Annotated in this window: 28 protein-coding genes; 16 read left to right on the forward strand and 12 right to left on the reverse strand. The window is 70.8% G+C overall.

What is annotated here, in order from left to right:
* Window positions 1–98: 98 nt before the first annotated feature.
* The 4 genes from IBX62_06600 (at window position 99) to IBX62_06615 (ending at window position 4,324) form a co-directional block, all read left to right on the forward strand.
* Window positions 99–1,082: a serine/threonine protein kinase gene (locus tag IBX62_06600; protein ID MBE0476743.1), complete on the forward strand. Its 984-nt coding sequence runs from the start codon at window positions 99–101 to the stop codon at window positions 1,080–1,082.
* Window positions 1,079–2,239: a hypothetical protein gene (locus IBX62_06605; protein MBE0476744.1), complete on the forward strand. Its 1,161-nt coding sequence runs from the start codon at window positions 1,079–1,081 to the stop codon at window positions 2,237–2,239. The genes IBX62_06600 and IBX62_06605 overlap by 4 nt, the downstream gene beginning before the upstream one ends.
* A 516-nt stretch (window positions 2,240–2,755) precedes the next feature.
* The gene (locus tag IBX62_06610; protein ID MBE0476745.1) at window positions 2,756–3,289 is read left to right on the forward strand and encodes a hypothetical protein; all 534 of its coding nucleotides are present in this window, start codon (window positions 2,756–2,758) and stop codon (window positions 3,287–3,289) included.
* Between the two features lie 12 nt (window positions 3,290–3,301).
* Entirely contained in the window at window positions 3,302–4,324 is a 1,023-nt protein-coding gene (locus IBX62_06615) for a restriction endonuclease (protein ID MBE0476746.1), read from the forward strand.
* A gap of 216 nt (window positions 4,325–4,540) precedes the next feature.
* Here the strand turns inward: IBX62_06615 and IBX62_06620 are convergent, their stop codons facing one another.
* From IBX62_06620 to pyrE, 3 genes are all read right to left on the reverse strand, one after another.
* On the reverse strand, window positions 4,541–5,551 hold the full coding sequence (locus IBX62_06620) for a DUF4065 domain-containing protein (protein ID MBE0476747.1): 1,011 nt from the start codon (window positions 5,549–5,551) through the stop codon (window positions 4,541–4,543).
* The gene (locus IBX62_06625; GenBank protein MBE0476748.1) at window positions 5,520–5,819 is read right to left on the reverse strand and encodes a type II toxin-antitoxin system MqsR family toxin; all 300 of its coding nucleotides are present in this window, start codon (window positions 5,817–5,819) and stop codon (window positions 5,520–5,522) included. The genes IBX62_06620 and IBX62_06625 overlap by 32 nt, the downstream gene beginning before the upstream one ends.
* An 87-nt stretch (window positions 5,820–5,906) precedes the next feature.
* Entirely contained in the window at window positions 5,907–6,473 is a 567-nt protein-coding gene (gene pyrE / locus IBX62_06630) for an orotate phosphoribosyltransferase (protein ID MBE0476749.1), read from the reverse strand.
* 97 nt (window positions 6,474–6,570) lie between these two features.
* On the opposite strand from pyrE, the gene purD reads away from it, so the two are divergent.
* From purD to purE, 3 genes are all read left to right on the forward strand, one after another.
* Window positions 6,571–7,860: a phosphoribosylamine--glycine ligase gene (gene purD / locus IBX62_06635; GenBank protein MBE0476750.1), complete on the forward strand. Its 1,290-nt coding sequence runs from the start codon at window positions 6,571–6,573 to the stop codon at window positions 7,858–7,860.
* A 24-nt stretch (window positions 7,861–7,884) separates the two neighbouring features.
* On the forward strand, window positions 7,885–9,291 hold the full coding sequence (locus tag IBX62_06640; GenBank protein ID MBE0476751.1) for a coproporphyrinogen III oxidase family protein: 1,407 nt from the start codon (window positions 7,885–7,887) through the stop codon (window positions 9,289–9,291).
* Window positions 9,292–9,353: 62 nt separating this feature from the next.
* Window positions 9,354–9,815, forward strand: coding sequence for a 5-(carboxyamino)imidazole ribonucleotide mutase (purE, locus tag IBX62_06645; protein ID MBE0476752.1), 462 nt, complete (start codon window positions 9,354–9,356; stop codon window positions 9,813–9,815).
* A gap of 31 nt (window positions 9,816–9,846) precedes the next feature.
* Here the strand turns inward: purE and IBX62_06650 are convergent, their stop codons facing one another.
* From IBX62_06650 to IBX62_06665, 4 genes are all read right to left on the reverse strand, one after another.
* Window positions 9,847–10,197 carry a hypothetical protein gene (locus tag IBX62_06650; GenBank protein ID MBE0476753.1) on the reverse strand — a complete coding sequence of 117 codons (351 nt, stop codon included), beginning with the start codon at window positions 10,195–10,197 and terminating at the stop codon, window positions 9,847–9,849.
* 83 nt (window positions 10,198–10,280) lie between these two features.
* Window positions 10,281–11,471: a hypothetical protein gene (locus IBX62_06655; GenBank protein ID MBE0476754.1), complete on the reverse strand. Its 1,191-nt coding sequence runs from the start codon at window positions 11,469–11,471 to the stop codon at window positions 10,281–10,283.
* 90 nt (window positions 11,472–11,561) lie between these two features.
* Window positions 11,562–11,984, reverse strand: coding sequence for a DUF3221 domain-containing protein (locus tag IBX62_06660; protein ID MBE0476755.1), 423 nt, complete (start codon window positions 11,982–11,984; stop codon window positions 11,562–11,564).
* A 73-nt stretch (window positions 11,985–12,057) separates the two neighbouring features.
* Entirely contained in the window at window positions 12,058–12,453 is a 396-nt protein-coding gene (locus IBX62_06665; protein MBE0476756.1) for a hypothetical protein, read from the reverse strand.
* A gap of 161 nt (window positions 12,454–12,614) precedes the next feature.
* On the opposite strand from IBX62_06665, the gene IBX62_06670 reads away from it, so the two are divergent.
* The 6 genes from IBX62_06670 (at window position 12,615) to IBX62_06695 (ending at window position 17,054) form a co-directional block, all read left to right on the forward strand.
* A complete protein-coding gene (locus IBX62_06670) occupies window positions 12,615–13,238 on the forward strand; it encodes an NAD(P)H-binding protein (GenBank protein ID MBE0476757.1) in 624 nt (207 codons plus the stop codon).
* A 129-nt stretch (window positions 13,239–13,367) separates the two neighbouring features.
* Complete coding sequence (locus IBX62_06675) at window positions 13,368–14,240, forward strand: ATP phosphoribosyltransferase (GenBank protein ID MBE0476758.1); 873 nt, start codon at window positions 13,368–13,370, stop codon at window positions 14,238–14,240.
* 111 nt (window positions 14,241–14,351) lie between these two features.
* Window positions 14,352–14,627: a hypothetical protein gene (locus tag IBX62_06680; GenBank protein ID MBE0476759.1), complete on the forward strand. Its 276-nt coding sequence runs from the start codon at window positions 14,352–14,354 to the stop codon at window positions 14,625–14,627.
* Window positions 14,624–15,328: a PAS domain-containing protein gene (locus IBX62_06685; protein ID MBE0476760.1), complete on the forward strand. Its 705-nt coding sequence runs from the start codon at window positions 14,624–14,626 to the stop codon at window positions 15,326–15,328. Before IBX62_06680 ends, IBX62_06685 begins: the two co-directional genes overlap by 4 nt.
* Before the next feature lie 119 nt (window positions 15,329–15,447).
* A complete protein-coding gene (locus IBX62_06690; protein MBE0476761.1) occupies window positions 15,448–16,260 on the forward strand; it encodes an Fpg/Nei family DNA glycosylase in 813 nt (270 codons plus the stop codon).
* Window positions 16,261–16,334: 74 nt separating this feature from the next.
* Window positions 16,335–17,054 carry a hypothetical protein gene (locus IBX62_06695; GenBank protein MBE0476762.1) on the forward strand — a complete coding sequence of 240 codons (720 nt, stop codon included), beginning with the start codon at window positions 16,335–16,337 and terminating at the stop codon, window positions 17,052–17,054.
* On the opposite strand, the gene IBX62_06700 is transcribed toward IBX62_06695, so the two are convergent.
* The 3 genes from IBX62_06700 to IBX62_06710 all read right to left on the reverse strand — a co-directional run bounded on the left by IBX62_06700 (window position 17,051) and on the right by IBX62_06710 (window position 18,421).
* Window positions 17,051–17,590: a hypothetical protein gene (locus tag IBX62_06700; GenBank protein MBE0476763.1), complete on the reverse strand. Its 540-nt coding sequence runs from the start codon at window positions 17,588–17,590 to the stop codon at window positions 17,051–17,053. The two genes, IBX62_06695 and IBX62_06700, sit on opposite strands and share 4 nt — an antisense overlap.
* A 36-nt stretch (window positions 17,591–17,626) precedes the next feature.
* On the reverse strand, window positions 17,627–18,067 hold the full coding sequence (locus IBX62_06705; protein ID MBE0476764.1) for a hypothetical protein: 441 nt from the start codon (window positions 18,065–18,067) through the stop codon (window positions 17,627–17,629).
* Between the two features lie 108 nt (window positions 18,068–18,175).
* Window positions 18,176–18,421, reverse strand: coding sequence for a hypothetical protein (locus tag IBX62_06710; protein ID MBE0476765.1), 246 nt, complete (start codon window positions 18,419–18,421; stop codon window positions 18,176–18,178).
* Window positions 18,422–18,637: 216 nt separating this feature from the next.
* Here IBX62_06710 and IBX62_06715 point away from each other — a divergent pair, with 216 nt between their 5' ends.
* A complete protein-coding gene (locus IBX62_06715) occupies window positions 18,638–19,252 on the forward strand; it encodes a hemerythrin domain-containing protein (GenBank protein ID MBE0476766.1) in 615 nt (204 codons plus the stop codon).
* Window positions 19,253–19,259: 7 nt separating this feature from the next.
* Here IBX62_06715 and IBX62_06720 read toward each other — a convergent pair whose 3' ends face one another.
* The gene (locus IBX62_06720) at window positions 19,260–19,697 is read right to left on the reverse strand and encodes a ferritin-like domain-containing protein (protein ID MBE0476767.1); all 438 of its coding nucleotides are present in this window, start codon (window positions 19,695–19,697) and stop codon (window positions 19,260–19,262) included.
* A 125-nt stretch (window positions 19,698–19,822) separates the two neighbouring features.
* Here IBX62_06720 and IBX62_06725 point away from each other — a divergent pair, with 125 nt between their 5' ends.
* Window positions 19,823–21,232: a GAF domain-containing protein gene (locus tag IBX62_06725; protein MBE0476768.1), complete on the forward strand. Its 1,410-nt coding sequence runs from the start codon at window positions 19,823–19,825 to the stop codon at window positions 21,230–21,232.
* Between the two features lie 21 nt (window positions 21,233–21,253).
* On the opposite strand, the gene IBX62_06730 is transcribed toward IBX62_06725, so the two are convergent.
* On the reverse strand, window positions 21,254–21,769 hold the full coding sequence (locus IBX62_06730) for a hypothetical protein (protein MBE0476769.1): 516 nt from the start codon (window positions 21,767–21,769) through the stop codon (window positions 21,254–21,256).
* Between the two features lie 320 nt (window positions 21,770–22,089).
* On the opposite strand from IBX62_06730, the gene IBX62_06735 reads away from it, so the two are divergent.
* Entirely contained in the window at window positions 22,090–22,494 is a 405-nt protein-coding gene (locus tag IBX62_06735) for a hypothetical protein (GenBank protein MBE0476770.1), read from the forward strand.

Here is a 22,494-nt window from a genome sequence, read left to right on the forward strand (position 1 = left end):
CAGCCGGAGCTCGATGCGAACTACGAGCGCGTGAAGGCCGACGTGTGGGATTGGGATTGCTAGCGGGTTGACCTGTAGCCGGAGCGAGAACGGAGCCGGTGGCTATCCAGATAGACTCGGTTAAGACGAACAGGCCATGCTGGCGTGAGGGTGATGACTGGAGTCGAGCGGAGGGTGAGTCGATGAGGAGCGGGCTTGACGCGGATCAGGTGGCGAGCGCGTTTCCTGAACTAGCCGAGATTGCCGCAACCGGCGATGTCTCCGCCAATCAGAAGTGCGTCTTTCGCGCGGTCATGAATGGCGAAGGACTTGCGCTGAAGCTGATCCCGATCAGCGGCCTGGACTCACCATTGGAGGCGGAGGGAATCGCCACGATTCTGGCAAGGATGGAACGGGAAATCGGCATCCTCCGCGCGGGGGGATCGAGACACCTTCCAGCGCTAGGCCCCTTGGAACCAGGGGTAAGGGCGGTTGCGGGAGAGCAGTTCGCGTACTTCACCGAGGAGTTCATCGACGGAGAGTCCATCCGCGAGACCCTGGCCGCTGGCGGTCGTCTTCCGGTTCCCGAAGTCGCGCGCCTAGGGTGTGGGGTGGGCCGCGCCATCGAACGCCTCCGAGTTCTGCAGAAGGTGCATCGAGACGTGAAGCCGGCGAACATCATGCGACGCTCGGAAACGGGAGAGTACGTGCTGATTGACCCCGGCTACGCTCTCGACATGTCTGGACCGACGTTGACGAGAGTACTGGCGATACCAGGGACCCTGGCGTATATGTCGCCCGAGCAGACGGTCCTCGACCTTAGGCGCACGCTCGACTTCCGCTCGGATCTGTACTCTCTGGGCGTGGTGATGTACGAGGCGCTGACAGGGGTCCATCCGTATCGAACGCCTGCCATGAGCGATCAAGAGGTTGTTGAGGCGATCAGGACGGTCCGGCCAGTCGAGAGAGAGGGCGCTGCCCTCGGGCTCGAAGGCATCTGGCAGCCGATACTGCGCCTCCTGAAGAAGAGGCCTCATCAGCGCTTCAGCGCTGTCGGTGCACTGGTTTCCGCACTGGCGCCGTTCACGGAGGTGGCAGAGTGATACTTGGCCAAGACGGATACCACGGCCGCAACCTGCTTCGACGCGGACTTGCCGAGGGAGTCCTCGATGGCGTAGTCCTCTCGCCCCGCTACCACACTCCACAGGAGATGATCAAGACTGCGAGGGAGTTGGCGTCGACGGGAGCCTTGGTCGTTGTCGATCCGGAGTTTCAGCTGAGTCTCGTTCCTGATGCTGCACTACTGCAACTCTCCGCGTATCCGTACTTCACGCCAGACCTTAGTAGGCGCAGCTTCAGCGGTCGCACCATCACGCGAATCGTCTCTTCGTGTCTGCGATTCCAGACCGAATGCTCGTGTTCGGCCCTACTCACCCCCTCTCTCGAACTTGCGAGTTCAAGAGACTGGATGAGCCAGGTCGTGCTCGCCATGAATGAGGAGGCGCTTGGCCAGCGCGATTTCCTACCGGACGTCCCTCTCCACGCATCATTGTGCATCGGCGACGCTCTGCTCGCGAGCGACGATCAAGTTGACGAGCTTCTTGACATGGTGACGACTCTGGATGTTGCTGGCTTCCACATCGTCGCTGCTCGTGCGCGGCAGGATCCCATGTGGTCTTGTCCTGGGTCGAACGTCATGTTCGGGAACTTGCTCTACGTCACGGCGATTCTCCGTTCGAATGACTTCGACGTGCACTTGGGATACAGCGACATCGGCGGCGCTCTGGCAATCGCGGCGGGAGCGCGTGGCGTGGCAACCGGTTGGTTCAAGTCCCAGCGACACTACTGCTCGGACGCTATTGTCGCCTCCGGATTCGGGCGACAGCCACGCAAAGCGTATGCTTCTGCGCCGCTGATGACTTGGGTCTTCCTCGAGCCCGATCTCGATGTCATTCGCGAGCAGGGGATGCTCGGCGATGTGCTGAGCGGGAATGGATGCGACGACCTGATCGTGAATCGGGAGTACGATGCGTGGCGGCGGGAACCGATGGTCCTCGGGCTGTGGGAGACGATGCGAGTCCTGGAATCGAGTCTTCTCCCGCGCGATTCGGGTCTGGGATTGGCCGCGGAGAGGCTGCAGGAGGCACGACGGTTGCACGGGCTGCTGCGCGCTGCGAACCTTCCCCTTGAGAGCGACCTCAGCAACCTGGCGAGTTGGGCTGGCGCGGTTGACTACGCGATTGGCCGTCTGGAGGCATAGTGCTTTCCGAGAGCGAGTTCGCGCGGGAGTTCGAGAAGACGATCGCCCTCAAGCCCGGAGCTATCGCTCTCTCGGAGTTGGAGACGAGCACAGGCGTCCCGGACCTCGTGTTGATTGAACACCGGAACGGGTCTGGGGAGTTGGTCATGGACGCGAGGTGCTCGGCTCTCACCAATGGACGGGCGGCCGTCGCGGCCCGTCTCAAGCGCGCACGGGCTCACCGTGCCGACTACCTGTCGCAGTCCACGGGCCTGTCGGCGTCGGACACTACCCGCCACTTGCGGCAACTAGCTGCGGCAGGAATCGCTCTGGAATCACGCCCAGGTGCGTGGATACTGTCGTCAGAGGTGTTCGTTTGTGAACTCCGGGTGAGCGTGCTCGAATTCAAGCTGGCAGACTGGCGCAAGGCTCTCGCCCAAGCGTGCCGCTATCGGGCGATGGCGGACACCGTCACGGTCGTGATGCCGACATCGATCAGCAGACTTGAAGAAGAGGCCCGCGCCACATTCGCGCGCCATGGCATTGGCCTGGTCGCATTCGACAGCTCGACGGGACGCAAGCGAGTGCTCGTCCGCGCCCGAAGCCTCGGCCCCCTCTCTCTCTCCGCCAAGCTCGACGCCATCGGGCGCGCTGTGGAGAGGTCATGCGGTCAGATGCCGTCCTGCAACCGCCCATGCTGATACTCTGACTGCATCGAGCGACGCGCTGTTGCCGCGAAGCTCAGCCGAGCCAGCATCGGGGCTCCTTCCGCTCCTCGGCGAGACGTGCTTCGACGTGTACCTGAACGACGTCGCGTACTGGCGGTGCGTGCCGGCAAACGTGTGGCGCTACACCATCGGCGGCTACCAGGTCATCAAGAAGTGGCTGTCGTACCGCGAGAAGGCGCTGCTCGGGCGCGACCTCAAGCCCGAGGAGGCGCGGTACGTGACGGAGATGGTGCGTCGGATCGCGTCGCTGGTGCTGATGGGGCCGGATCTCGACGCGAACTACGAGCGCGTGAAGGCCGACGTGTGGGATTGGGGCGGCTCGGACGTGCGGGAGTCGGCGTAGGGGGAGGAAGCGATGGCGCTTTGGTTGGTCCGGGCCGGCAAGTACGGCGAGCGCGAGGACTTCGCCGTTGAGAAGGGGTACGCGGTCATCGGCTGGGACGAGCTTCCGGACCTCGCCCCGCTCGACAAGCGGGAGGAGGTAGAGGCGCTGCAGGCCGAGGCGACGCCCGACGCCGGCGTCAATGCCATCAAGAACTGGGCGAATCAGGCGTGGCGCTTCAGGAGTGAGATTCAGCGTGGAGATTGGGTCGCCCTGCCCTTCAAGCGCCGGTCGATCATCGCCATCGGCGAGGTCGTGGGCGACTACGAGTATCACCCGGACTTCCCCGAGGGCGCGAAGCACGTGAGGAAGGTCAGGTGGTTCGCCCCGGACATACCTCGGTCAGCATTCGATCAGGACATCCTCTTCTCCCTTGGCGCCTTCATGACGGTCTGTAGGATCAGCCGGAACAACGCCGAGGAGCGTGTCCGAGCGATCGCCACGGGGAAGCCGGCGCCGATGACCGGGGGGTCCCTCGGAGGTGTGGAGCTTCGCGAAGAGGACGAAGAGTCGGCAGTCGACCTGGAGCAGTACGCGCTCGACCAGATCCGCGAACACGTCGGGCGGAAGTTTCGGGGGCACGACCTGACCAGGCTCGTCGGGGTGCTGCTCCGGGCGCAGGGCTTTCAGACGCTCGAGTCTCCAGCGGGCGCTGACGGAGGCGTCGACATACTTGCGGGACGTGGTGAGATGGGCTTCGAGCCGCCGCGGCTGTGCGTCCAGGTGAAGTCGCAGGACAGCCCAGTGGACGTCGCGGTTCTCCGTGAACTCCACGGGGTCATGCGAGGGTTCGGTGCAGAGCAGGGTCTGCTCGTTTCCTGGGGAGGGTTCAAGCAGAGCGTGTCGCGGGAGTCGCGGCAGAGCTTCTTCGAGATCCGACTTTGGGATGCGGACGCGATCGTGCGCGGAGTACTCGAACACTACGACAGCCTGTCGGAGGATCTCCAGGCCGAACTTCCGCTCAAGCGCATCTGGACGCTGGTGGCGGAGAGCTAGACGTGACGCGCTCTTGATCGCAATGGAGGTCCTTTCCGGATCCCACGAAGGGGGACGACCTTGTCGCGCCGCTCAGGTGCTGCGTGTACGAGCTCCGCAACCGGCGAACGGGTGAGAAAGTGCTGTCCGGGCGCAGCAGGAACGTCGCGCACGGGATATCGTCTCTGCTGCCGCAGCTGGTTGTTCCCGACATAGGGCGCCTGGGTCTGCAGTCGGCTACAGAGCCGATTCCTTCGCCCACGCGTAGCTGATCCGCTGTCGCTGCGGCGTCTCTCGCCAAGCCGCCTCCTGATGCGACAGCTCGGTGAGTTGCCGGCTCGTGCGACGCCCGAGTTCCTCGGCCACCAGGCGCACAGTGGTCAACTCCGCCGGCGAGAAGAGCGACAGGTCCGGCTCGCGGAGGGGCCGGAGCAGCTCGCCGGTGGCGCCGCTCTCGAAGTAGACCTCCTCGGCGGAGAGGTCTCCGCCCTCTATCAGGTCAGCGATGACCCAGTCGTAGTGCTCGGGCACCGGCCCTCGAGGCATGGCCAGATAGGGGGAGCCCGAGATCGAGACGGACTGCTCGCGGAAGTGCAGGAAATCGCTGAAGAACAGCAGCTTGTTGAGCTTGGTCGGGTAGGTGTCGGGCAGCTTGCAGAAGTAGAGCATCATCTCGCGAAGCTTGGAGATCTGCATCGGCAGCCAGCCGCCGTACTCGTCCTGCTCTTCTCGGACCTCGAAGCGGTCGGAGGTCCGGCACGGCTCCACGCGTTGCGCTTCGAGCGACTCCAGCGCCCTCTCCAGCCGGGCGCGCTGTCTCGCCGTCAGCTTGTGTCCGTTCGCCTGCAGGAGTATCCGGACGTTGGCCGGATCCTCCGCCATCCGGAGGGCGGCTTCGTGCGCGGAGTCCTGAAGAGATCCCGACTCGTACCTGTGGAGCGTTATCTCACCCCAGCCAAGCAGGAGGGAGAACGGTCGAACGCCGAGCCCGTAGCGGTCGCGCAGGCGGACCATCTCCTCGGGCGACATCAGCCCGTGCCGCTGCCGGTAGACGTTGAAGGCGGTTCGCAGAGTGGCGTCGTCGAGCTCCTCGACGGACATGTCCTCGCCACATTCCGGACAGACCGCGACCCTCGCGGTCACTTCGACGGGCTCACCCTTTACCGGGTACTCCTCGACTCGCACTTCGACGCGAGGCTGGCAGATCGCCCCGCACTCAAGACACTCCGCCTTCGTCACCCCTCTCACCCCCTTCTCCTCTCCGTACCGTATAGGGGAACGCCATGGGCCACGCGGGCTCATGGAAGGAGATGCAGACGCACCGCGATCGCTCCGAGCGGACCTCCAGCTTCACGTACAGCGACTCGCCTTCTACCCGCAGGCCGAACACCCAGGCCTCGTGAGAGGAGCCTGCTGAGCGAGGTGTTGGGCCTTCGACGTACTCGGAAGCGGTGAGCTGCAGGATCCGGGCCTTGGCGTCCCGGATCGTGATCCCGAGTCTGGCGAGGGTCGCCATGTTCTCGGGGCGTCGTCGGAATCGGAAGTCGTGGGAGGCGCATCGTCGCATGTGCTCCAACGATAAAGCGTGATAAGACGTCAAACCCTACCCCGCCTCGATCTCCTCGCGGGAGACGCCGAGCTCCTCGGCGGTGAAGACGGGTGTGAAGCGGTAGCCCTCGCGCTCGAAGAGCTCCCGTGCGCCCTGCTGGCGGTCGACCAGCGCGACGACGCGCACCACCTTGCAGCCGCGCTCCCGTTCCACCGCGTGCGCGGCGTCCAGGATCGACGTGCCGCTGGTCGCCACGTCGTCCACCACGACCACGCGCGAGCCCTCGGCCAGAGGCCCCTCGACCTGCTTCATCCTGCCGTGGCCCTTGCGCTCCTTGCGGACGATGAAGGCGGTCTTCGGCGTCCCGAGCTCGTGCGAGAGCGCGGCGACGGCGGAGGCGATCGGGTCGGCGCCGATGGCCATGCCGCCGATGGCGTCGTACTCGTCGGCCGGGATCGTCTCGAGGAGGTGGCGCGCGAGGTAGTAGGCGCCCTCGGGGCTGAGCGTGACCGTGCGGCCGTCGAAGTAGAAGGCGCTCTTCTGCCCGGAGGCCAGCACGGTCTCCTCGCGGATGAGCGCGCGTTCGACGAGGGGCCGGAGGAGTTCGCGGAACTGCGGCATGACGGGCGCTCCCGAGGTCGGGGACTTGCGAAGACGAATGATATCACCGCATGCAGTACAATCGCCCTTACGTTCGACCCCGGTCCTGGAGGCACGCATGAACGTCCTCATCCTCGGCGGCGGAGGCCGCGAGCACGCCATCGCCTGGGCGCTCTCGCGCTCGGAGCAGGATCCGAAGCCGAAGCTGATCGTCGCGCCGGGCAACGCGGGGACGGCGAAGCTCGGGCGCAACGTGACCGATCTCGACATCGAGGACCCGCAGGCCGTCGTGCGGTACGCGGTCGGGCAGTGCATCGACCTGGTCGTCGTCGGACCCGAGGCCCCTCTGGTCGCCGGCGTGGTGGACGCGCTCGAGGAGGAGGGGATCCGCACGCTCGGCCCTTCGGCGGCGGCCGCGCGGCTCGAGGGCTCCAAGTCCTTCGCCAAGGACGTCATGCGCCGCGCCGGCGTCCCCACGGGGGAATGGGCGGAGTTCACCGAGGAGGACGCCGCGCTCGCGTACCTGGAGGAGACCGGCGCTCCGGTGGTCGTGAAGGCCGACGGTCTCGCCGCGGGCAAGGGCGTCACTGTGGCGATGGACCTCGCCGGCGCTCGCGAGGCGGTGCACGAGTGCTTCTCGGGCCGCTTCGGCGAGGCGGGGCACAAGGTCGTCATCGAGGAGTACCTGGAGGGCCAGGAGGTCTCGCTGCTCGCGCTGACCGACGGGGTGTTCCTCGTGCCGCTGGCTCCGGCGCAGGACCACAAGCGCGCCTTCGACGGCGACACCGGCCCGAACACCGGCGGCATGGGCTGCTACTCGCCGGTGCCGGTGGTGGACGAGGAGGCGTTCGCGAAGATGGCCCAGGCCCTCGCCGCGGTCGTCTGGCAGATGGCCGACGACGGCAACCCGTACCGCGGCGTGCTCTACGGCGGCTTCATCCTCACCGAGGACGGCCCGAAGGTCCTGGAGTTCAACGCGCGACTCGGCGACCCGGAGTCCCAAGTCGTGCTCCCGCGCCTGCGCAGCGACCTTCTGGAGCTGGTGCTCGCCACGGTCGAGGGCAGGCTCGCGCACGCGGAGCCGGAGTGGAGCGACGACGTCGCCGTCACCGTGGTGCTCGCCTCGGGCGGCTACCCCGGCGCGTACCAGACCGGCAAGGCGATCGAGGGCCTGCACCACGCCGAGGAGGTCCCCGGCGTCACCGTCTTCCACGCGGGCACGCGCGAGAGCGAGGCCGCGAGCCTGACGACGGCGGGGCGGGTGCTGAACGTCACCGCCCTGGCCCCGACGTTCGAGGAGGCCCGCGAGCGGGCGTACGAGGCCGTAGACCGTATCAAGTTCGAGGGGATGCACTACCGGACCGACATCGGGCGGCGGGCGATCGTGCAGCAGCACGGGCAGAGCTAGCGGGAGCGGGGGCGGGACGGCGCCATGCTCTCCGAGCGCATCGTCAGCGCGGTCATGCGCGTGCTCAACGAGCGCTACCTGGCGATCGGACACGAGCCCGGCTTGCGGCTGCCCGACCCGGATCCGGGCAAGACCTACATGCTCTACGCCCACGTGCCCTTCTGCGAGCGGCTATGCCCGTACTGCTCCTTCAACCGCTTCCCCTTCGAAGAGGACCGCGCCCGGGCGTACTTCCGCCGGCTGCGCGAGGAGATGCGCATGGTGGCCGACCGGGGCTTCCGGTTCGGGTCGCTCTACGTCGGCGGGGGCACGCCGACGATCCTCGTGGACGAGCTGTGCGAGACCCTGGACCTGGCGCGCGAGCTCTTCGGCGAGCTCGAGGTCTCGTCCGAGACGAACCCGAACCATCTGATCGAGGAGGTGGTGGAGCCGCTGTCCGGCCGCGTCCACCGCTTCTCGGTGGGCGTGCAGTCCTTCGACGACACGCTCCTGCGGCAGATGGACCGCTACGACAAGTACGGCGGCGGCGCGGAGACCCTGGCGGCGATCGAGCGGACCGCGGGCAGGTTCCGCTCGCTGAACGTGGACCTGATCTTCAACTTCCCGAGCCAGACGGGCGAGATGCTGGCGCGCGACGTCGAGATGCTGAAGGTCTCCGGAGCCGACCAGGTCACGTTCTACCCGCTGATGGCCTCTCCCGCCGTGCGCCGCACGCTCGCCGAGACCGTCGGCAAGGTGGACTACACGCGGGAGGCGCGCTACTACGCGTCACTGTCCCAGGACCTCCTTCCGGACTTCGAACCGTCCTCGGCTTGGTGCTTCTCCCGCACGAGGCACGACGACGCCGGCGCGCGCGAGGAGATGATCGACGAGTACATCGTCGACTACGACGAGTACGTCGGCATCGGCTCGGGGGCGTTCTCCTTCCTCGACGGCGCGATACGGGTCGACACCTTCTCGCTCAACGAGTACGACGCGCTGGTGGGCGCCGGCGAGATGGCCGTCACGGGCGTGAGGCGCTTCTCGAGGCGGGAGCTGATGCGCTACCGCTTCCTGATGGGGCTCTTCGGCCTGCGGCTCGACAAGCGGGCCTTCGCGCGCGACTTCGAGGTGCCGATCGAGCGCGGGCTGCTGCCGGAGGTGTCGTTCATGCGCGCCGTGGGCGCGTTCGCCCGCGACGACGATGTGGCGTTCACGCTCACCGAGAAGGGCCGGTACCTGCTGGTCGCGATGATGCGCGAGTTCTTCGCGGGCGTGAACAACGTGCGTGACCAGGCACGCGAGGCGCTTCCCGCCGACGAGCGCGAGCTGCTCTTCGGCGAGGGCGAGGAGTCGGCTCCGGCCGCCGACTGCGTGCCCGACGAGGCGCACCTGGTCTCCGAGGCCGCGATGCAGACCGAGGACTCGCGCGGAGCGGCGCCGGGACGGTAGCCGCGCCGGGGCCGCGGCCTCGGGTACACTTGCCGCGTAGCCGCTTCGCCGAGGAGGTTCCCGTGGCCGACACCCTGCTGGTTGGCATCGTGATGGGCTCGAAGTCCGACATCGACGTGATGCAGGACTGCGCCGACGAGCTCGACGCGCTCGGCGTGCCGTACGAGATGCTGGTGGCCTCCGCGCACCGCAACCCGCGGCGCGTGCACGAGTGGGCGTCGGGCGCGGCCGGCCGCGGGCTGAAGGTGCTCGTCGCCGCCGCCGGCAAGTCGGCGCACCTCGCCGGGGTCGTGGCGGCTTTCACGCCGCTGCCGGTGATCGCCGTGCCGATGAGGACCTCGGACCTCGGCGGGCTCGACTCGCTGCTGTCGATGGTGCAGATGCCCACCGGCGTGCCGGTGGCCTGCGTGGCGATCGACGGCGCCAGGAACGCGGCGATCCTCGCGACGCAGATCCTCGGCGTGGAGATGCCCCGCTATCGCGAGGCGGTCCAGGCGCTCAAGGCGCAGATGGCCGAGGGGTAGCCGCAGCGCCTCGCGGACCCCGAGGGGTAGGTCACCGCTCGCCTTGGCCGCCCTCGGCCCCGCCCATGCGGTAGTGACGGTACAGCGCTTCCTTCTCGTCGTGCGTCAGCGAGCCGTGCACCTGCACGGGAGGCGCGCTCATCACCTCGTCCTCGGCGAAGGGCACGCGCATCGTCTTGTCGTCCACGGTCTCCATCTCGGCGAGGGGGACGAGGCTCTCGCGCTTGCGCAACAGGCCGCGGCTGACATGCCCCCACTCCGGTTCGCCGCTGCGGCTGTCGTAGAAGATGTCGTCGATCTGGCCGATCTGCTGTCCGTCGCGGTCCACGAGCGTGCGCCCGCTCCATGTCATGACGTCGGCGCGCGTCATCCCTCTGGGCATGGCGGGGACCTCCCCTCGTCGCCGGTCCGGCAGGCGTCTGGCGGCCCGCCGTTCCCTCTGTGGATACCCAGCCCGCACGGAGGCTACGCCGCTCCCGACCAGCGGTTCCCCGGTCCCAGGTCGAACAGGTACAGCCCCGTCTCCACCGCGCCGTTGAAGAGCGTGTAGCGCTTGTGCGAGCGCAGACCGACCGCGCGCGCGAGCTCGGGTCCCGCCGTGAACACGGCGGCGCGCCAGCCCTCGCCGAACCCGGCGAGCCGCTGCCCCAGCAGCGCGTAGAGCTCGCGGAGGTCCTCGACACGGCCGAGCCTCTCGCCGTGCGGCGGGTTCGTCACCACGAGTCCCGGCCTCGCCCCGGCCGGCGGCGCGAACGCCTCGAGCGCCGCGGCCTCGACGCGCACCCGCTCACCCAGCCCCGCTCGTCGCACGCAAGCCCGCGCGAGCTCGACCGCCCGCGGGTCCACGTCGCTCCCCGCGATCGGCGGCAGACAGCCGCGGCCGGCCTCGGCGCGCTCGTCGGCGTCGTCCAGCAGCGACGCCCATGCGTCCGCGTCGTGCCCCAGCCAGCGCTCGAAGCCCCAGCGCTGCCGCAGCAGCCCCGGCGCCTGGTCGGCCGCGATGAGCGCTCCCTCGACGAGCAGCGTCCCCGAGCCGCACATCGGGTCGAGCAACGGTCCTCCGCGCGCCGCGGTGTCCGGCCACCCGGCGCGCACGAGGATCGCGGCGGCGAGGTTCTCCTTCAGCGGCGCGACGGCCTGCTCGCCGGGCGTCCGGTAGCCCCTGCGGTGCAGCGGCTCGCCCGACAGGTCGATCGCGAGCGTCCCGCGCTCCCGGTGCAGCCGCAGGTTCAACCGCACGTCCGGGCGCTCGAGGTCCACGGAGGGACGCCGGCCCTCCCGCTCGCGAAGCCGGTCGACGACGGCGTCCTTGACCCGCCGCGCGGCGAAGCCGGTGTGCGTGAGCCCCGCGGTCCGCCCGACGGCGTCCACAGCGAGCGTGCCGTCGGCGGATACGTGCTCCTCCCAGGGCACCGCCGCCACTCCCGCGTAGAGCTCGTCCGCGTCGGCAGCCGGGAACTCGGCCAGGACGAGCAGCACGCGGCTGGCGAGGCGCGACCACAGGCACGCCCGGTAGCCGGTGACCGGGGGCCCTCGGAACGTGACCGCGGCGCGCGTCTCGCGCACGTCCTCGGCGCCGAGGGCGCGAAGCTCCTCGGCGAGGATCTGCTCGACGCCCTTGGGGCAGGTCGCGGCGTATGCCAGGCTCCCGGTCACCCGGTCACCCTACCACTCTCGAGGGTCCTCCTCACGGAGCGCCCGGGGCGCTCGCGCAGGCTGACGGGCGCGCCGGCGGCCGCCGTCCGGTCAGGGAGCCGGCCGGCCACCGAGCACGAGCACGGTCCCGGCGGTGGCCTGCACGGGGTACGACTCGGCGACGGGTCCGGTGAACCATACGGCCACGCGGTCGCCTCCGCGGATGTCCTCGGCGGTCCCGGTCCGAGGGTCTCGAGCCGAGCCGGTGAAGACCCTCGTGTCGCGCGTCACCCGCACGCTGGCCGCGTCGTACTCGCCGCCCGAGGGGAAGCCGCGCTCCTCGAGCCGGTCCCTCACCAGCATGGTGAGCGTGGTGCCGTCGCTCGAAGCGCGCTCCAGCGACTCGACCTCGCCTACTATCGAGGGCGCCGTGGACGGCACGTCGCGTGCGCACGCCGTCAGGGCCGGCGTCACGATGAGGAGCGTCAGCGCGCCGGCGAGCAGGAGGCGGTTCACATCGGGCTCCTTCCGCATCCTCCGCATCCCGGTCGAGCATGTTCGACGCATCCATGCAGGATCGGGTTCGCTCAAGGGCGCAGGATGTCCCCTAGCCGCCGTCCAGGACGAGGACGGCGCCGGCGCGGATGCGGGCAGGGCAGTTGAGTGCCACGTCCCCCGCGTGCCACACCATGACCTCGTCGCCGAGCCGGATCGCGTCGGGCCCCCGCACATCGGCGGCGCGCCTGCCCCCGGTCAGGATGACGGCGTCCTCCGGCACGCTCACTACCGCGCACCCCAGCGCCTCGCCCTCCACGGGCGGGCCCTCCACCTTCAGCGTGAGCACGCACCCGTCCTCGAACGGCTCCGCGACGTCCTCGACCCGGCCGGTGATCGACGGCGTCTCCTCGGGCGGCCGCACGCGCTGCGCGCATCCGGCAAGCGCGGACAGAACGAGAGCCGATGCCAGCATCGCGGCGGCCGTCGACCTGCCTGAACCTGCCATTCCGTTCGCCCTCCCTCCGTCGCGACCCGCGGTTCCTACCCCGGACGCGAGGAGAAGCGACGCCGGCTCGCCCGCGTCCTCGGGTATCCTTGTGCGCGTACGGCTCCTCGCCCGCCTCGTCCGGGTATGCTCAGGCGCGTACGCGTGCCGAGGAGGGACGGATGCGGCTTCTCGTGGTGGTCGCCTCGAGCGGGGTGGGGCGCGAGATCGTGGAGCAGGGGCTCGGGCACGGCCACGAGATCGCGGCCTTCGTGCACGGCCCCCCACCCGAGCTCGCGCGTGAGCGCCTGCGCGTGCTGGGCGGCGACGCGCGCGACCGCGACGCCCTCGCTCGCGCCGCCGCGGGTGCGGAAGCGGTGCTGGCGGCCTTCGGCGGGCCCGACGCCTCATGTCGCTCGAAGCTCTGCTCGGACGCCATGTCCTCGGTCGTCTCGGCGATGAAGCTGCAGCGGGTGAGGCGGCTCGTCGCGCTCTCGGCCGCCGGTGTCGGCGAGAGCCGGGCGTCCGTCCCGCCGGCACAACGTCTCAGGATCGCCACCAGCCGGCGTGAGGCCTACACCGACCTGGGGCGCATGGAGGAGGTCGTGCTGTTCTCGGGGCTGGACTGGACGGTGGTCCGGCCGGCCGAGCTCAGCGACGGTCCGCTCACCGGTCTGTACCGCGTGCGCGACAACGTGCTGCCGGAGCGCGGAAGGACGATCTCGCGGGCCGACGTCGCCGCGCTCATGCTCAAGGCGCTGTCCAGCGAGCGCTACGTCGGGCGCATCATCGCCCCGGCTGACTAGCCGGCCCGGCCGTCGCGCCGCCGCCCTCCCGGCTCCATTCTGCTAGAGTGATGGGCCGGGACCGCCGGTCGCCCAGGGCGCCCGGCAGCGCCCGCCGCCCGCGTCCTACGCCCGCCGAGGAGGGACCGCATGCTGTCGATCGCCCTGCCCAAAGGGAGCCTGGAGGAGCAGACGATGCTCCTGTTCGCTCAGGCCGACCTCCAGGTCAAGAAGTCGAGCCGAGCGTACAACCCCACCATCGACGACCCCCGGGTCGGCAAGGTGAAGATCCTTCGCCCGCAGGAGATCCCCGGATTCGTCGCGGAGGGCTACTTCGACCTGGGCATCTCCGGACACGACTGGGTGACCGAGTCCGGAGCCGACGTGGTGGAGGTCGCCGAGCTGCCCTACGCCAAGACCGGCGCGGGCGTCGTCAACATGGTGCTCGCCGTCCCCGAGGACGCGCCGGTGGGCTCCGCGCAGGACGTCGCGCCGGGCAGCCGCATCTCCACCGAGTTCCCGAACATCACCAAGGCCTATTTCGACCGGCTCGGCATCCCCGTGGAGGTGCACTTCTCCTATGGCGCCACCGAGGCGAAGGTACCGGAGCTGATGGACGCCCTCGTCGACCTCACCGAGACCGGCGCGACGCTCCGGCGCAACGGCTTGCGGATCGTCGAGACGCTGATGACCTCCACCACGCGCCTGTTCGCGAGCCGGGACGCCTGGGAGGATCCGGACAAGCGCCGCGAGATCGAGGAGATCCGCACGCTGCTCCTCGGCGTGATCGAGGCTCGGGGGCGCGTCCTGCTGTCGATGAACGTCTCCGAGGACAAGCTCGACGCCGTGGTGGCTCAGCTGCCCGCCATGAAGCGGCCCACCGTCAACCGGCTCTACGCGGTGGACTACCTCGAGGTGACGACCGTGGTCGACAAGGCCGGCGTGAACATCCTCATCCCCAAGCTCAAAGCGGCCGGCGCCGAGGACATCCTCGAGCTTGCGATCTCCAAGATAGTGCGCTGAGACGGACGCGCCGTCGTCCGCTTCCCCGAGGGCGGCGGGTGTGAGATTCTACCGGGGTGCCGTGGCGTCCGGCGCGGCGGCCTGGGATCCGGTCTGCAGGGGGAGGCGCGGATGCGTCCTGAGGAGATGCTCACGCTCGGCGTGACCGTGATGCTGCTCCCCGTCGTGATCCTGACGCTCAGGGGGCTGTCGATCCCCGGGTCACGCTTCCTTCAGTGGTCGTACGCGGCGATGCTCGTCTCGCACCTCGCCACGAACGTCGAGGCCTACGTGCTCCCCGATGCGTTCAACCTCCTCGAGCACGCCGCCGTCGGCGCCGCCGGTGTCCTGTTCGCTCTCGGCATCGTCGCCTTCGCGCGCCGAGAGTGGGAGGGCGAGCCGGAATGACCGAGGCGGTCATCGTAGGGTTCAACGCCGTCGGCGCGCTGGCGTTCCTCGTCGCGTTCCTCGTCGCGATACGGATCCCCGCTCGGCGCGACGGCCTGGCGAGCCCCGGCGTACGCATGCTCATCGCGGCCGCCGCGGCGGTGTACCTCTTCGTGTCGGTGTCCAACATGCTCGAACACGGGATCGGCTACGAGGCCGTCGACGTGGTGGAGGACTACTCCGAGGTGTTCTTCGTCCCGCTGCTCGCCTACACCGCCTACGCTCTCCGCTCCCGCCAGCAGTACCTCGACGAGGCCCGTCGCGCCCGCATGGCGCGCCGGCAGCACGACTTCCTGCTGCAGGTCATCGACGTCAGCCCGGTCGGGCTGCTCGTGGTCGACGACATCGGTGGGGTGACGTTCGCGAGCGAGGGCGCGAGGGCGGCCCTGGACATCGGGGAGGCGGCCGGCTCGGTGACGCTGCCGCATCCCGCGTGGCGGGTGCGGGACCCGGCGGGTGAGCCTCTCGAGCGCGGCTTCGCCTCGCTGTGTCCCCGCCGCGCGGCGGTGGAGGACGTCCCGCTGGTCCTGGAGTGGCCGGACGGCGCGACCGCCTCCCTGCTCGTCTCAGCCGCACCGATGGCCGACCGCACGGGCCGCCTCGGCGGCTACGTCGTCGCGTTGGAGGACGTCTCGGCGCGCCGCGCCGTCCTCGGCGCCTGACGCACGCCCTCCTCCTCGACCGGCAGCCGCCTCCCTTCCCGTCCCGACGGCCTGCCGCGTTCGAGCGCGCCCGTCGCGGGTACCCTTCTTTCGGCCGTCGAGGGAGGGGATGTCCGCCCGTGCCGGAGCTGCCCGATGTCGAGACCATGAGGCGCTACCTCGAGCGGACCTCGCTGCGCCGGCGCGTGGCCGAGGTGGAGCGCGTCGACGGCTACGTCACGCGCGGGACGAGGGCGCGCGAGCTCCACGAGGCGCTTCGAGGCGCTCGCCTCGCCTCCACCGCCCGCATCGGCAAGAACCTGCTCGTGAGGCTCGCCGACGGGGCCGCCCGGCCGTGGCTCGCGCTGCACTTCGGGATGACGGGGCGGCTGCTGCGGCTCGAGGCGGGGGAGGTCCCGCCGGCGGAGACGCGCCTGCTGCTCCGCTTCGCAGGCGCCGGCGGCGGCGCGCTGGCGCTGGTGGACCGGCGGCGGCTCGGGCGCGTGGCGCTGGCCGACTCGCCCGGCGGGTTCGCGGACTCGCGTCGGCTCGGCCCCGACGCGCTGGACCCCGCGCTCACCGAGGAGGCGTTCCTGCGCCTGCTCGAGCGCCGACGCGGGCGGGTCAAGGCGGCGCTGATGGACCAGTCCCTCGTCGCCGGCATCGGCAACGTGTACTCCGACGAGATCCTCTTCCAGGCCCGCATCGCGCCGCTCGAGAGGCTCGCTAGGATGAGCGCGCCGAGGCGCCGCAGGCTGTACCGGGCCCTGCGCGAAGTCCTGCGCGCCGCCGTCGAGGCCGAGGGCGACCCGGCCCGGATGCCGGAAGGCTGGCTGCTGCGCCGGCGCCGCGAGGGCGAGCCGTGCCCCGGCCGGTGCGCCGGCACGGTCGAGCGGGTCAAGCTCGGCGGCCGTTCCGCGTACTGGTGTCCCCGGTGTCAGAAGGCGGGGTGAGGCGGCGGATGCGACAGCCTCGGTCATCGTCGGCGGCAGACCACGGGAGGCCCCCCGGCCGCGGGTTGCGCCGCGTGCTCGCCGTGGGGGCCGCGCAATCCGTCGTGGCCGCCGTCGCGCTCCTGCTCGCCCCGCTGCCCGTGTTCACGCGCCTTCCGGGGACCGAGCCCCTCGGAGCCGAGTCGGACGCGCGCAGCTACGCCGGAGAACCGCTGCCCGCCGCCATCCCGATCCCTCCGCCGGACCGTTCGCGAGCGGTCTTCGGGTACCTCGGCCCCGAGGAGCGTTTCGACGCCTACGTGTTCATCATGCCGGTCACCGCCGAGGAGGGGATCACCGTGAGCGTCCCGCTCGAGTCCGGCGGCGAGGCCATGCCGGCGCTCGCGATCCTCGACGCCCGAGGAGAGCGGATCGCGTGGTCGGCCGAGGCCGGAGCGGCCCCCGACGACCACGTGTACGACGCGATCTCGTTGGAGAAGCTGCGGCCCACGGGCCCGGCTCGCGTGCGCTTCGAGTCCGGCGAGACATACTACGTGCGGGTCGAACCCGGTCCGGACGGGTACCGCGGGCCCTACGTCGTCAACCTCGCCGGGACCGGACGCGTCAGCGCCACGGAGGGCTTGAGCGCCACGGCGAAGGTGCCGAGGATATGGCTCGGGCTCTACGGGCAGAGTCCGCTGCGCCTCGACGGCCTGGCCAGGCTCTCGCTGGGGGCGGGCCTGTGCTTCGCCTCGCTACTCCACGCTCACCGGATGCGTCACCCGCGCCGCCGGGTGGCAGCGCGAGGGCGCTAGTGAGAGTGCGACAACCCCTCGGGGGTGGAGTCGAAGTCGTCGGGGTTCCTGTCGTCGACGTAGAGATGGTCCGTGGAGACCCCGCCGCCGGCGACCTCGATGGGCAGCGTCCCGATCCGGTCGGCCAGCGCCGAGACGTGCCACTGCTCGGACGCGAGGTGCTCGCGCACGGTGGACGCCAGCTCTTCGGGAAGCTCCATCGCCGAGGCCAGGCCGTATTGAGCGGCGGCGACCTCCTCCATCAGCAGCAGGGCCTCGAGCGCCTCGTCCCGGCGCCCGGCCTCGCGGACCAGCCGCAGGTGCTCGCGCTCGAGCTCGCCGAAGCCCGGCGGCGGTGAGGCCGACGCCGCTCCCATCCGCGAGAGCATGCCCGCCAGCTCCTCGGAGCGCCTGGCGTGCTCGTCACGGAAGCCCGCCACCAGTCTGGCGGCCTCCCCGTCGCCCAGCGTGGCCATGGCCGCGTCGGCCATCTCCGCCGAGCGGTCGTGCAGGTAGCGCAAGGTCCCGAGCGTCGTCACGGTCTCCCGGTCGTTCATAGTCCCCTCCCGCGGCTGTTCCCCGGTTCTCCCGCGTCAGGCCTGGCCCAGTCCATGACCGGCTATGTTCAGCAGGTTCGGCATCTCCTGCTCGTCGCGGAGGTAGGCGCGCACCGTCTGAGCCGCCTCATCCGGCAGCCCCGACCCGACGGCCTCCTCGTACTGGAGGCGAAGCGCCGCTTCCATCGTGCGCATCGTGGAGAACAGGCCGTGGTAGTCCCGCGCCTGCCGCACGGAGTCGACCACGTCGTCCATGTACGCCTGGTAGGCGCCGCTGCCCACGGGCCCCTCGCCCACCTCGGCCGTGAGCCGCTGCAGGCCCTCGGCATGCTCCTGATGGGTCTGGCGGAACCGCACCATCGACGGACGGATCTTGCTGCCCGGCACCTTGGCCAGTGCCGCGTCGTACGCCTCGCGCGCCGTCTCCTCCATGCGCATCAGATGCGTGATCCTCTTGACCGCTGCGTGCTCGTCCATCCTCCGCCCCCTAGACGCTCGTGTGGACGCCGGGACGGCCGAGACGACCCGGCCGCCGGCGTGCCCGGTTGATACCCGCGCGTGGCGCGGGGTAACTGTGCCCGTGCCTCACAGGTCCTCGAGGTCGCGCTCGACCTCGGCGTCGGCCATGTCCCCTCCGCCCGGGAACGGTTCTCCCGGCGAGGGCGGGCGGTGCGCCACCTCCGAACCCGCCTCGCCGGGCGTCCCGCGCACGACGGCCGCGTCATCGGCCACGAAGTCCTCGGCGTCGGGAGGCGCCTCGGGAAGCTCGGTGTCCGGCAGGGGCTGAGCGGGCAGCCGCTCCTCGTCGCCCTCGCGCTCCTCGCGATGCATCTGCTCCACCTCCTCGGTCTTCGTATGCACTTTTCCGAACGGCCTGGAGGGCTAAACTGACGGTACCGCGTGGCGCCGGCCCGTGAGCGTCCGCCGCTCGAGCCCCGCCGCCCCGAGCCTCGCGCCCGAGCCCCGTCGACTGCGAGAAGCACGCCGGTCTCGAGCGGGCCGTCGGCGAAGCGGGGGTATCACTACCGGTGAGGGAAGGAGGCGGCGATGACGCCGACGGAGTGCACGGCCGACCTGCGAACCGAGCACCGCGCCGTGATGGCGGTGCTGGGCGTGATCGAGGAGATGGAGCAGCGCTTCGAGGAGGCGCGCTCGGTCCCTGCCGAGGACATGCGGGACATCCTCGAGTTCCTTAGGGAGTTCGTCGATGCGTGCCACCACGCCAAAGAGGAGCGGATGCTCTTCCCGGCGATGCGCGAGGCCGGAGTGGCGGGAGCCGAGGACACCATCGGCTTGCTGATTGGGGAGCACGTCATGGGACGCAACTACGTCGGGCGCATCGCCGAGCGGCTCGACCGCTACGAGGCCGGCGACGTCACCGTGGCCCGCGAGCTGGCCGGAGACCTGCACGGCTACGCCGAGCTCCTCCGGCGGCACATCGACACCGAGGAGGACGTGCTCTTCCCCATGGCCGACGAGGCGCTCCCTCCCGAGGAGAGGCGCCGGCTCGCCGAGGCGTACGAGGAGCACGAGCGCGTGACAGTGGGCGAGGGACGGCACGAGGAGTTCCACGAGCTCATCGGCGGGCTGCGGCGTAAGTACCTGGAACCCGGGGCGTCGACCGAGACGTCGAGGAACGAGCCGCTCCCCCGGGTCCCCTAGGCGCGTGCTACCGGCGGGGGAGCATCTCGGGAGCGACCTCGGCGAGGAAGCCGACGCGGCCGCGCGCTTGCGCGAGCCGCTCCCGCACCAGCCGGCCCGTCTCTTCGGGCAGGCCCGTTTCCAGCGCCGACTCGTACGAGGCCAGGCCGGCCCGCTCCGCGTCGAGCATCGCGGCGACCACGCCGTCGGCGTCGTGCGCGTGACGCACGCCACGTTGAAGGGCCCGGACGGACTCGCGCAGCTCGCCCGGGACGCCCGCCTCCCCGCCGGCGTCCTCCAGCGCCTCCCCGAGCCGTGCGGCGGCGTTCTCGTGGTCGTCGCGGAGGTCCCTGAGGTGCTCGGCGACGTCGGGGTCGGTCATGCGCCCGGCGGCCTCGTCGGCCAGCCAGGACAGCTCCCGTTCCATGAAGGCGAGTTCGCTCAGACTCTCTCTCTGGCGTGCCATCGCCGGCTCCTATCGCAGGTCGGGAGAGGTAGGTTCCCGCCCGCTCAGGGCGCTACACAACGCCGCCCCGCCCGCGCCTTCGCTTGCGTATACTGTCCCAAGACCCATCCGGTCCGGGAGGCGTGATGATCCAAGGGGGTACGCCGGAGGCGGCCACGGCCCAGGCCCGTCTCGACGATGTCGCGCGCCTCGTGCGCGAGCTTCTCGGGCTCGGGCGCGAGGGCTGCGCCGGCGAGGAAGCCGCCGGGGAGGCGGCCGTGGCCTCGTGCGTCGGCGGGCTCGGATTGAGCGCGGCGATACTCTCCCTGGCCGAGGACCGCTCCGGCCGGGTGGTGCTCAAGCCGGTGGCGGCGGCGGGCAGCCACGCGCCCCTGACGAAGCACATCGTGCCGGCCGGCTTCGAGTCGATGGCGGAGACGGCCCAGGCCTTCGCGGAGCGCAGCGCGGTCTTCCGCGCTTCGGCTCACGGCGCCGGCCCGGGACGGGGCGGGAGCGGCATCGCCCGCTGGCGCGAGGGGATCGCGACGCAGGCGTACTGCCTGCTCCCGCTGGTCGCCTCCGGCCGGCCGCTGGGCGTGCTGGGGCTGGAGTGGCCCGAGCCCACGCGCTTCGACACGCCTCTCCGGGCGGCGCTCGAGTCGCTCGCGGACGCCGTGGCGCTGCTGCTCGCCTCCGAGCGGGCCGCCCCCGCCGAGGACCGCCCGGACCCGCCGCCGTCACCCGCGCCCCCCGCCGCACCCGCCGCCGCGCAACCGCTCGCCGAGCCCGCGGCCGCCGCCGAGCCTGCCGCCACGCCCATGGGCTCCCAGCCCCGGCCGGACCGGGCCGCCTGCTACGAGGTCGACCCCTCGGGCGGGGTCCGGACCGGGCGCAGCGGTCGCCTCGACGTGCTGCGCCTGCACTTCCGGACCTCCGTCGAGGAGGCCCTGGCGTGGTGGGACGTGACGGGATCGGGCTCCGGGGAAGCGGCGCTCGCGGTCTGCCTCGCCGACGAGGGCGGCTTCGAGGCCGACGCCGTGAGGCACGCGTTCCACGCGCTGGCCGCCAAGGGCGTCGCGCCCGAGAAGGCACTGCGGCTGATCAGCGAGGCGTTCCGGCTGTCCGAGGCCCCCGGCGCCCGGGCGGCCCTTCTGGTCGCGTCGGTCATGCCCGCACAGCGGGCGCTCGCCTTCGCCGCGGCGGGCACTCTGGCGCTCGACATCGCCGCGGCCGGCGGCCATCGCTCGACCCGGGAATGGCGCGCCGGCCTCCTGGCGTCCCGGGTGGCGCCGGAGACCGTGGAGCACGCCTCCGTGCTGCTCCCCGGAGACGCCGTCGCGCTGCGCCTCGCGCTTCCGGAGACCGGGGAGGCGGGCACCCCGCGGTCCGTCACCTTCGTGCTCGACGTCCCCGGAGCCGGGGGGCGGCCGCGCCGCGAGGCCGGCGCCCCGGCGATCGCTCCCTCGCCGTCCGGCGAGACGCTGGTCGTCCCCGCGTCCACGCCGGCGCCGCGCGTCGAGCAGTCCACCCCCGTGGCAGGGGCGGGGCGCGGCTGAGAGAGCGGTCCTCGCCAGGGCTCAGTCGAACGCGTGGAAGAGCCACTGCAGCGTGACCACGATCCCTACCAGCGAGAACACGAGCATGCACGTGGCGATGATCAGGAACGCCGCTCCTCCGATCACCGCCTCGCGCTCCGTACGCCGCCGGCGGGTCCTCGGCTCCAAGCAGCGGAGGTCGGCGCCCGCGGCGGCGGCCAGCTCGCGCAGCCGCCGCTCCGCGAAAGAGCCCGCGATCGCGTCGATCCCTCCTCGGTAGGAGATCTCGGCGAGCATCGGTCTGGCATCGGCGGCGAACTTGCGCTCGAAGGCGGCGCACGCGCGCTCCATCTCCGGCGTGACGGGCTCGAAGAGGTACCAGTACCGCCCGGCGAGCTCCGGGTACTGCAGCCGCCAGTAGACCTCGCCGAGTCTGTCGCGGACGTAGAGGTTCGCGGGGTAGGTCCGCAGCAGGCCCAGCAGGCGGTCGCGCGCCTTGCCGAGGTCCCCCCGTTCGATGTCCGCCTCGACCCTGCCCAGCGTCTCCGCGAGCGCCATGGTCGTGTCCGTTCCCGGGGTCGGTGCCCTGCCCCCGGGAAGAGGATTCGGGGCGCGGCCGCTCGTTCCTGCCCCCGGTCCGGCCGGCGTCTGGCGCCGACATCCGATCCCCGGCCGGAACAGGCCCGGCCCTCCAGTGTGCGGGACGCACTTGACGGGCGCGGGCCGGCGCGCCGAGTATCGCCGGAAGGGGCGTCGATGGGTGCCGCGAGAGGCGGAGGTGCCGAGTGCGGATGCCGAGGACCGTCCGGGACGCGCTCCCGGCGGCGGCGTGGTACGCCGCCCCTGCCAGCGGGCGCGACGGGACGGAAGCCTAGCCGTTGTACCAGCAGGACTACATCCTGCGCCTCATCGAGCAGGTGGGCGCCGTGCTGCGCCGCATGGCGCTGAGGATCGCCGAGGGGCGTGCCGGCGAGGCGCTCGAGGATTCCGGCGAGGCTCTCGGGCTGGTGCTCGAGATGGACCCGCGCTTCGTCGAGTCGCTCTCCGGCGCGAGCCTGGTGTCGCTGCTGGGCGCCGGCGGCCGCCTGGACGCCAAACGCGCCCTCCTGCTGGGGCAGGTGTTCGCCCGCCGGGCCGAGGCGCGCGGCGCCGCGGGGGACGCGGACGGCGCCACGGCCGAGCGCGACAAGGCGGCGGCTCTGCTGACGGCGGTGGCCGACCTGGGTGACCGGGAGGACGCGCGCCGCGCCGACGATCTCCTCGGCGCCCCGCCCTTCGTGTAG

It is taken from the genome of Coriobacteriia bacterium (assembly GCA_014859305.1).
Classification (GTDB): Bacteria; Actinomycetota; Coriobacteriia; order Anaerosomatales; family Kmv31; genus Kmv31.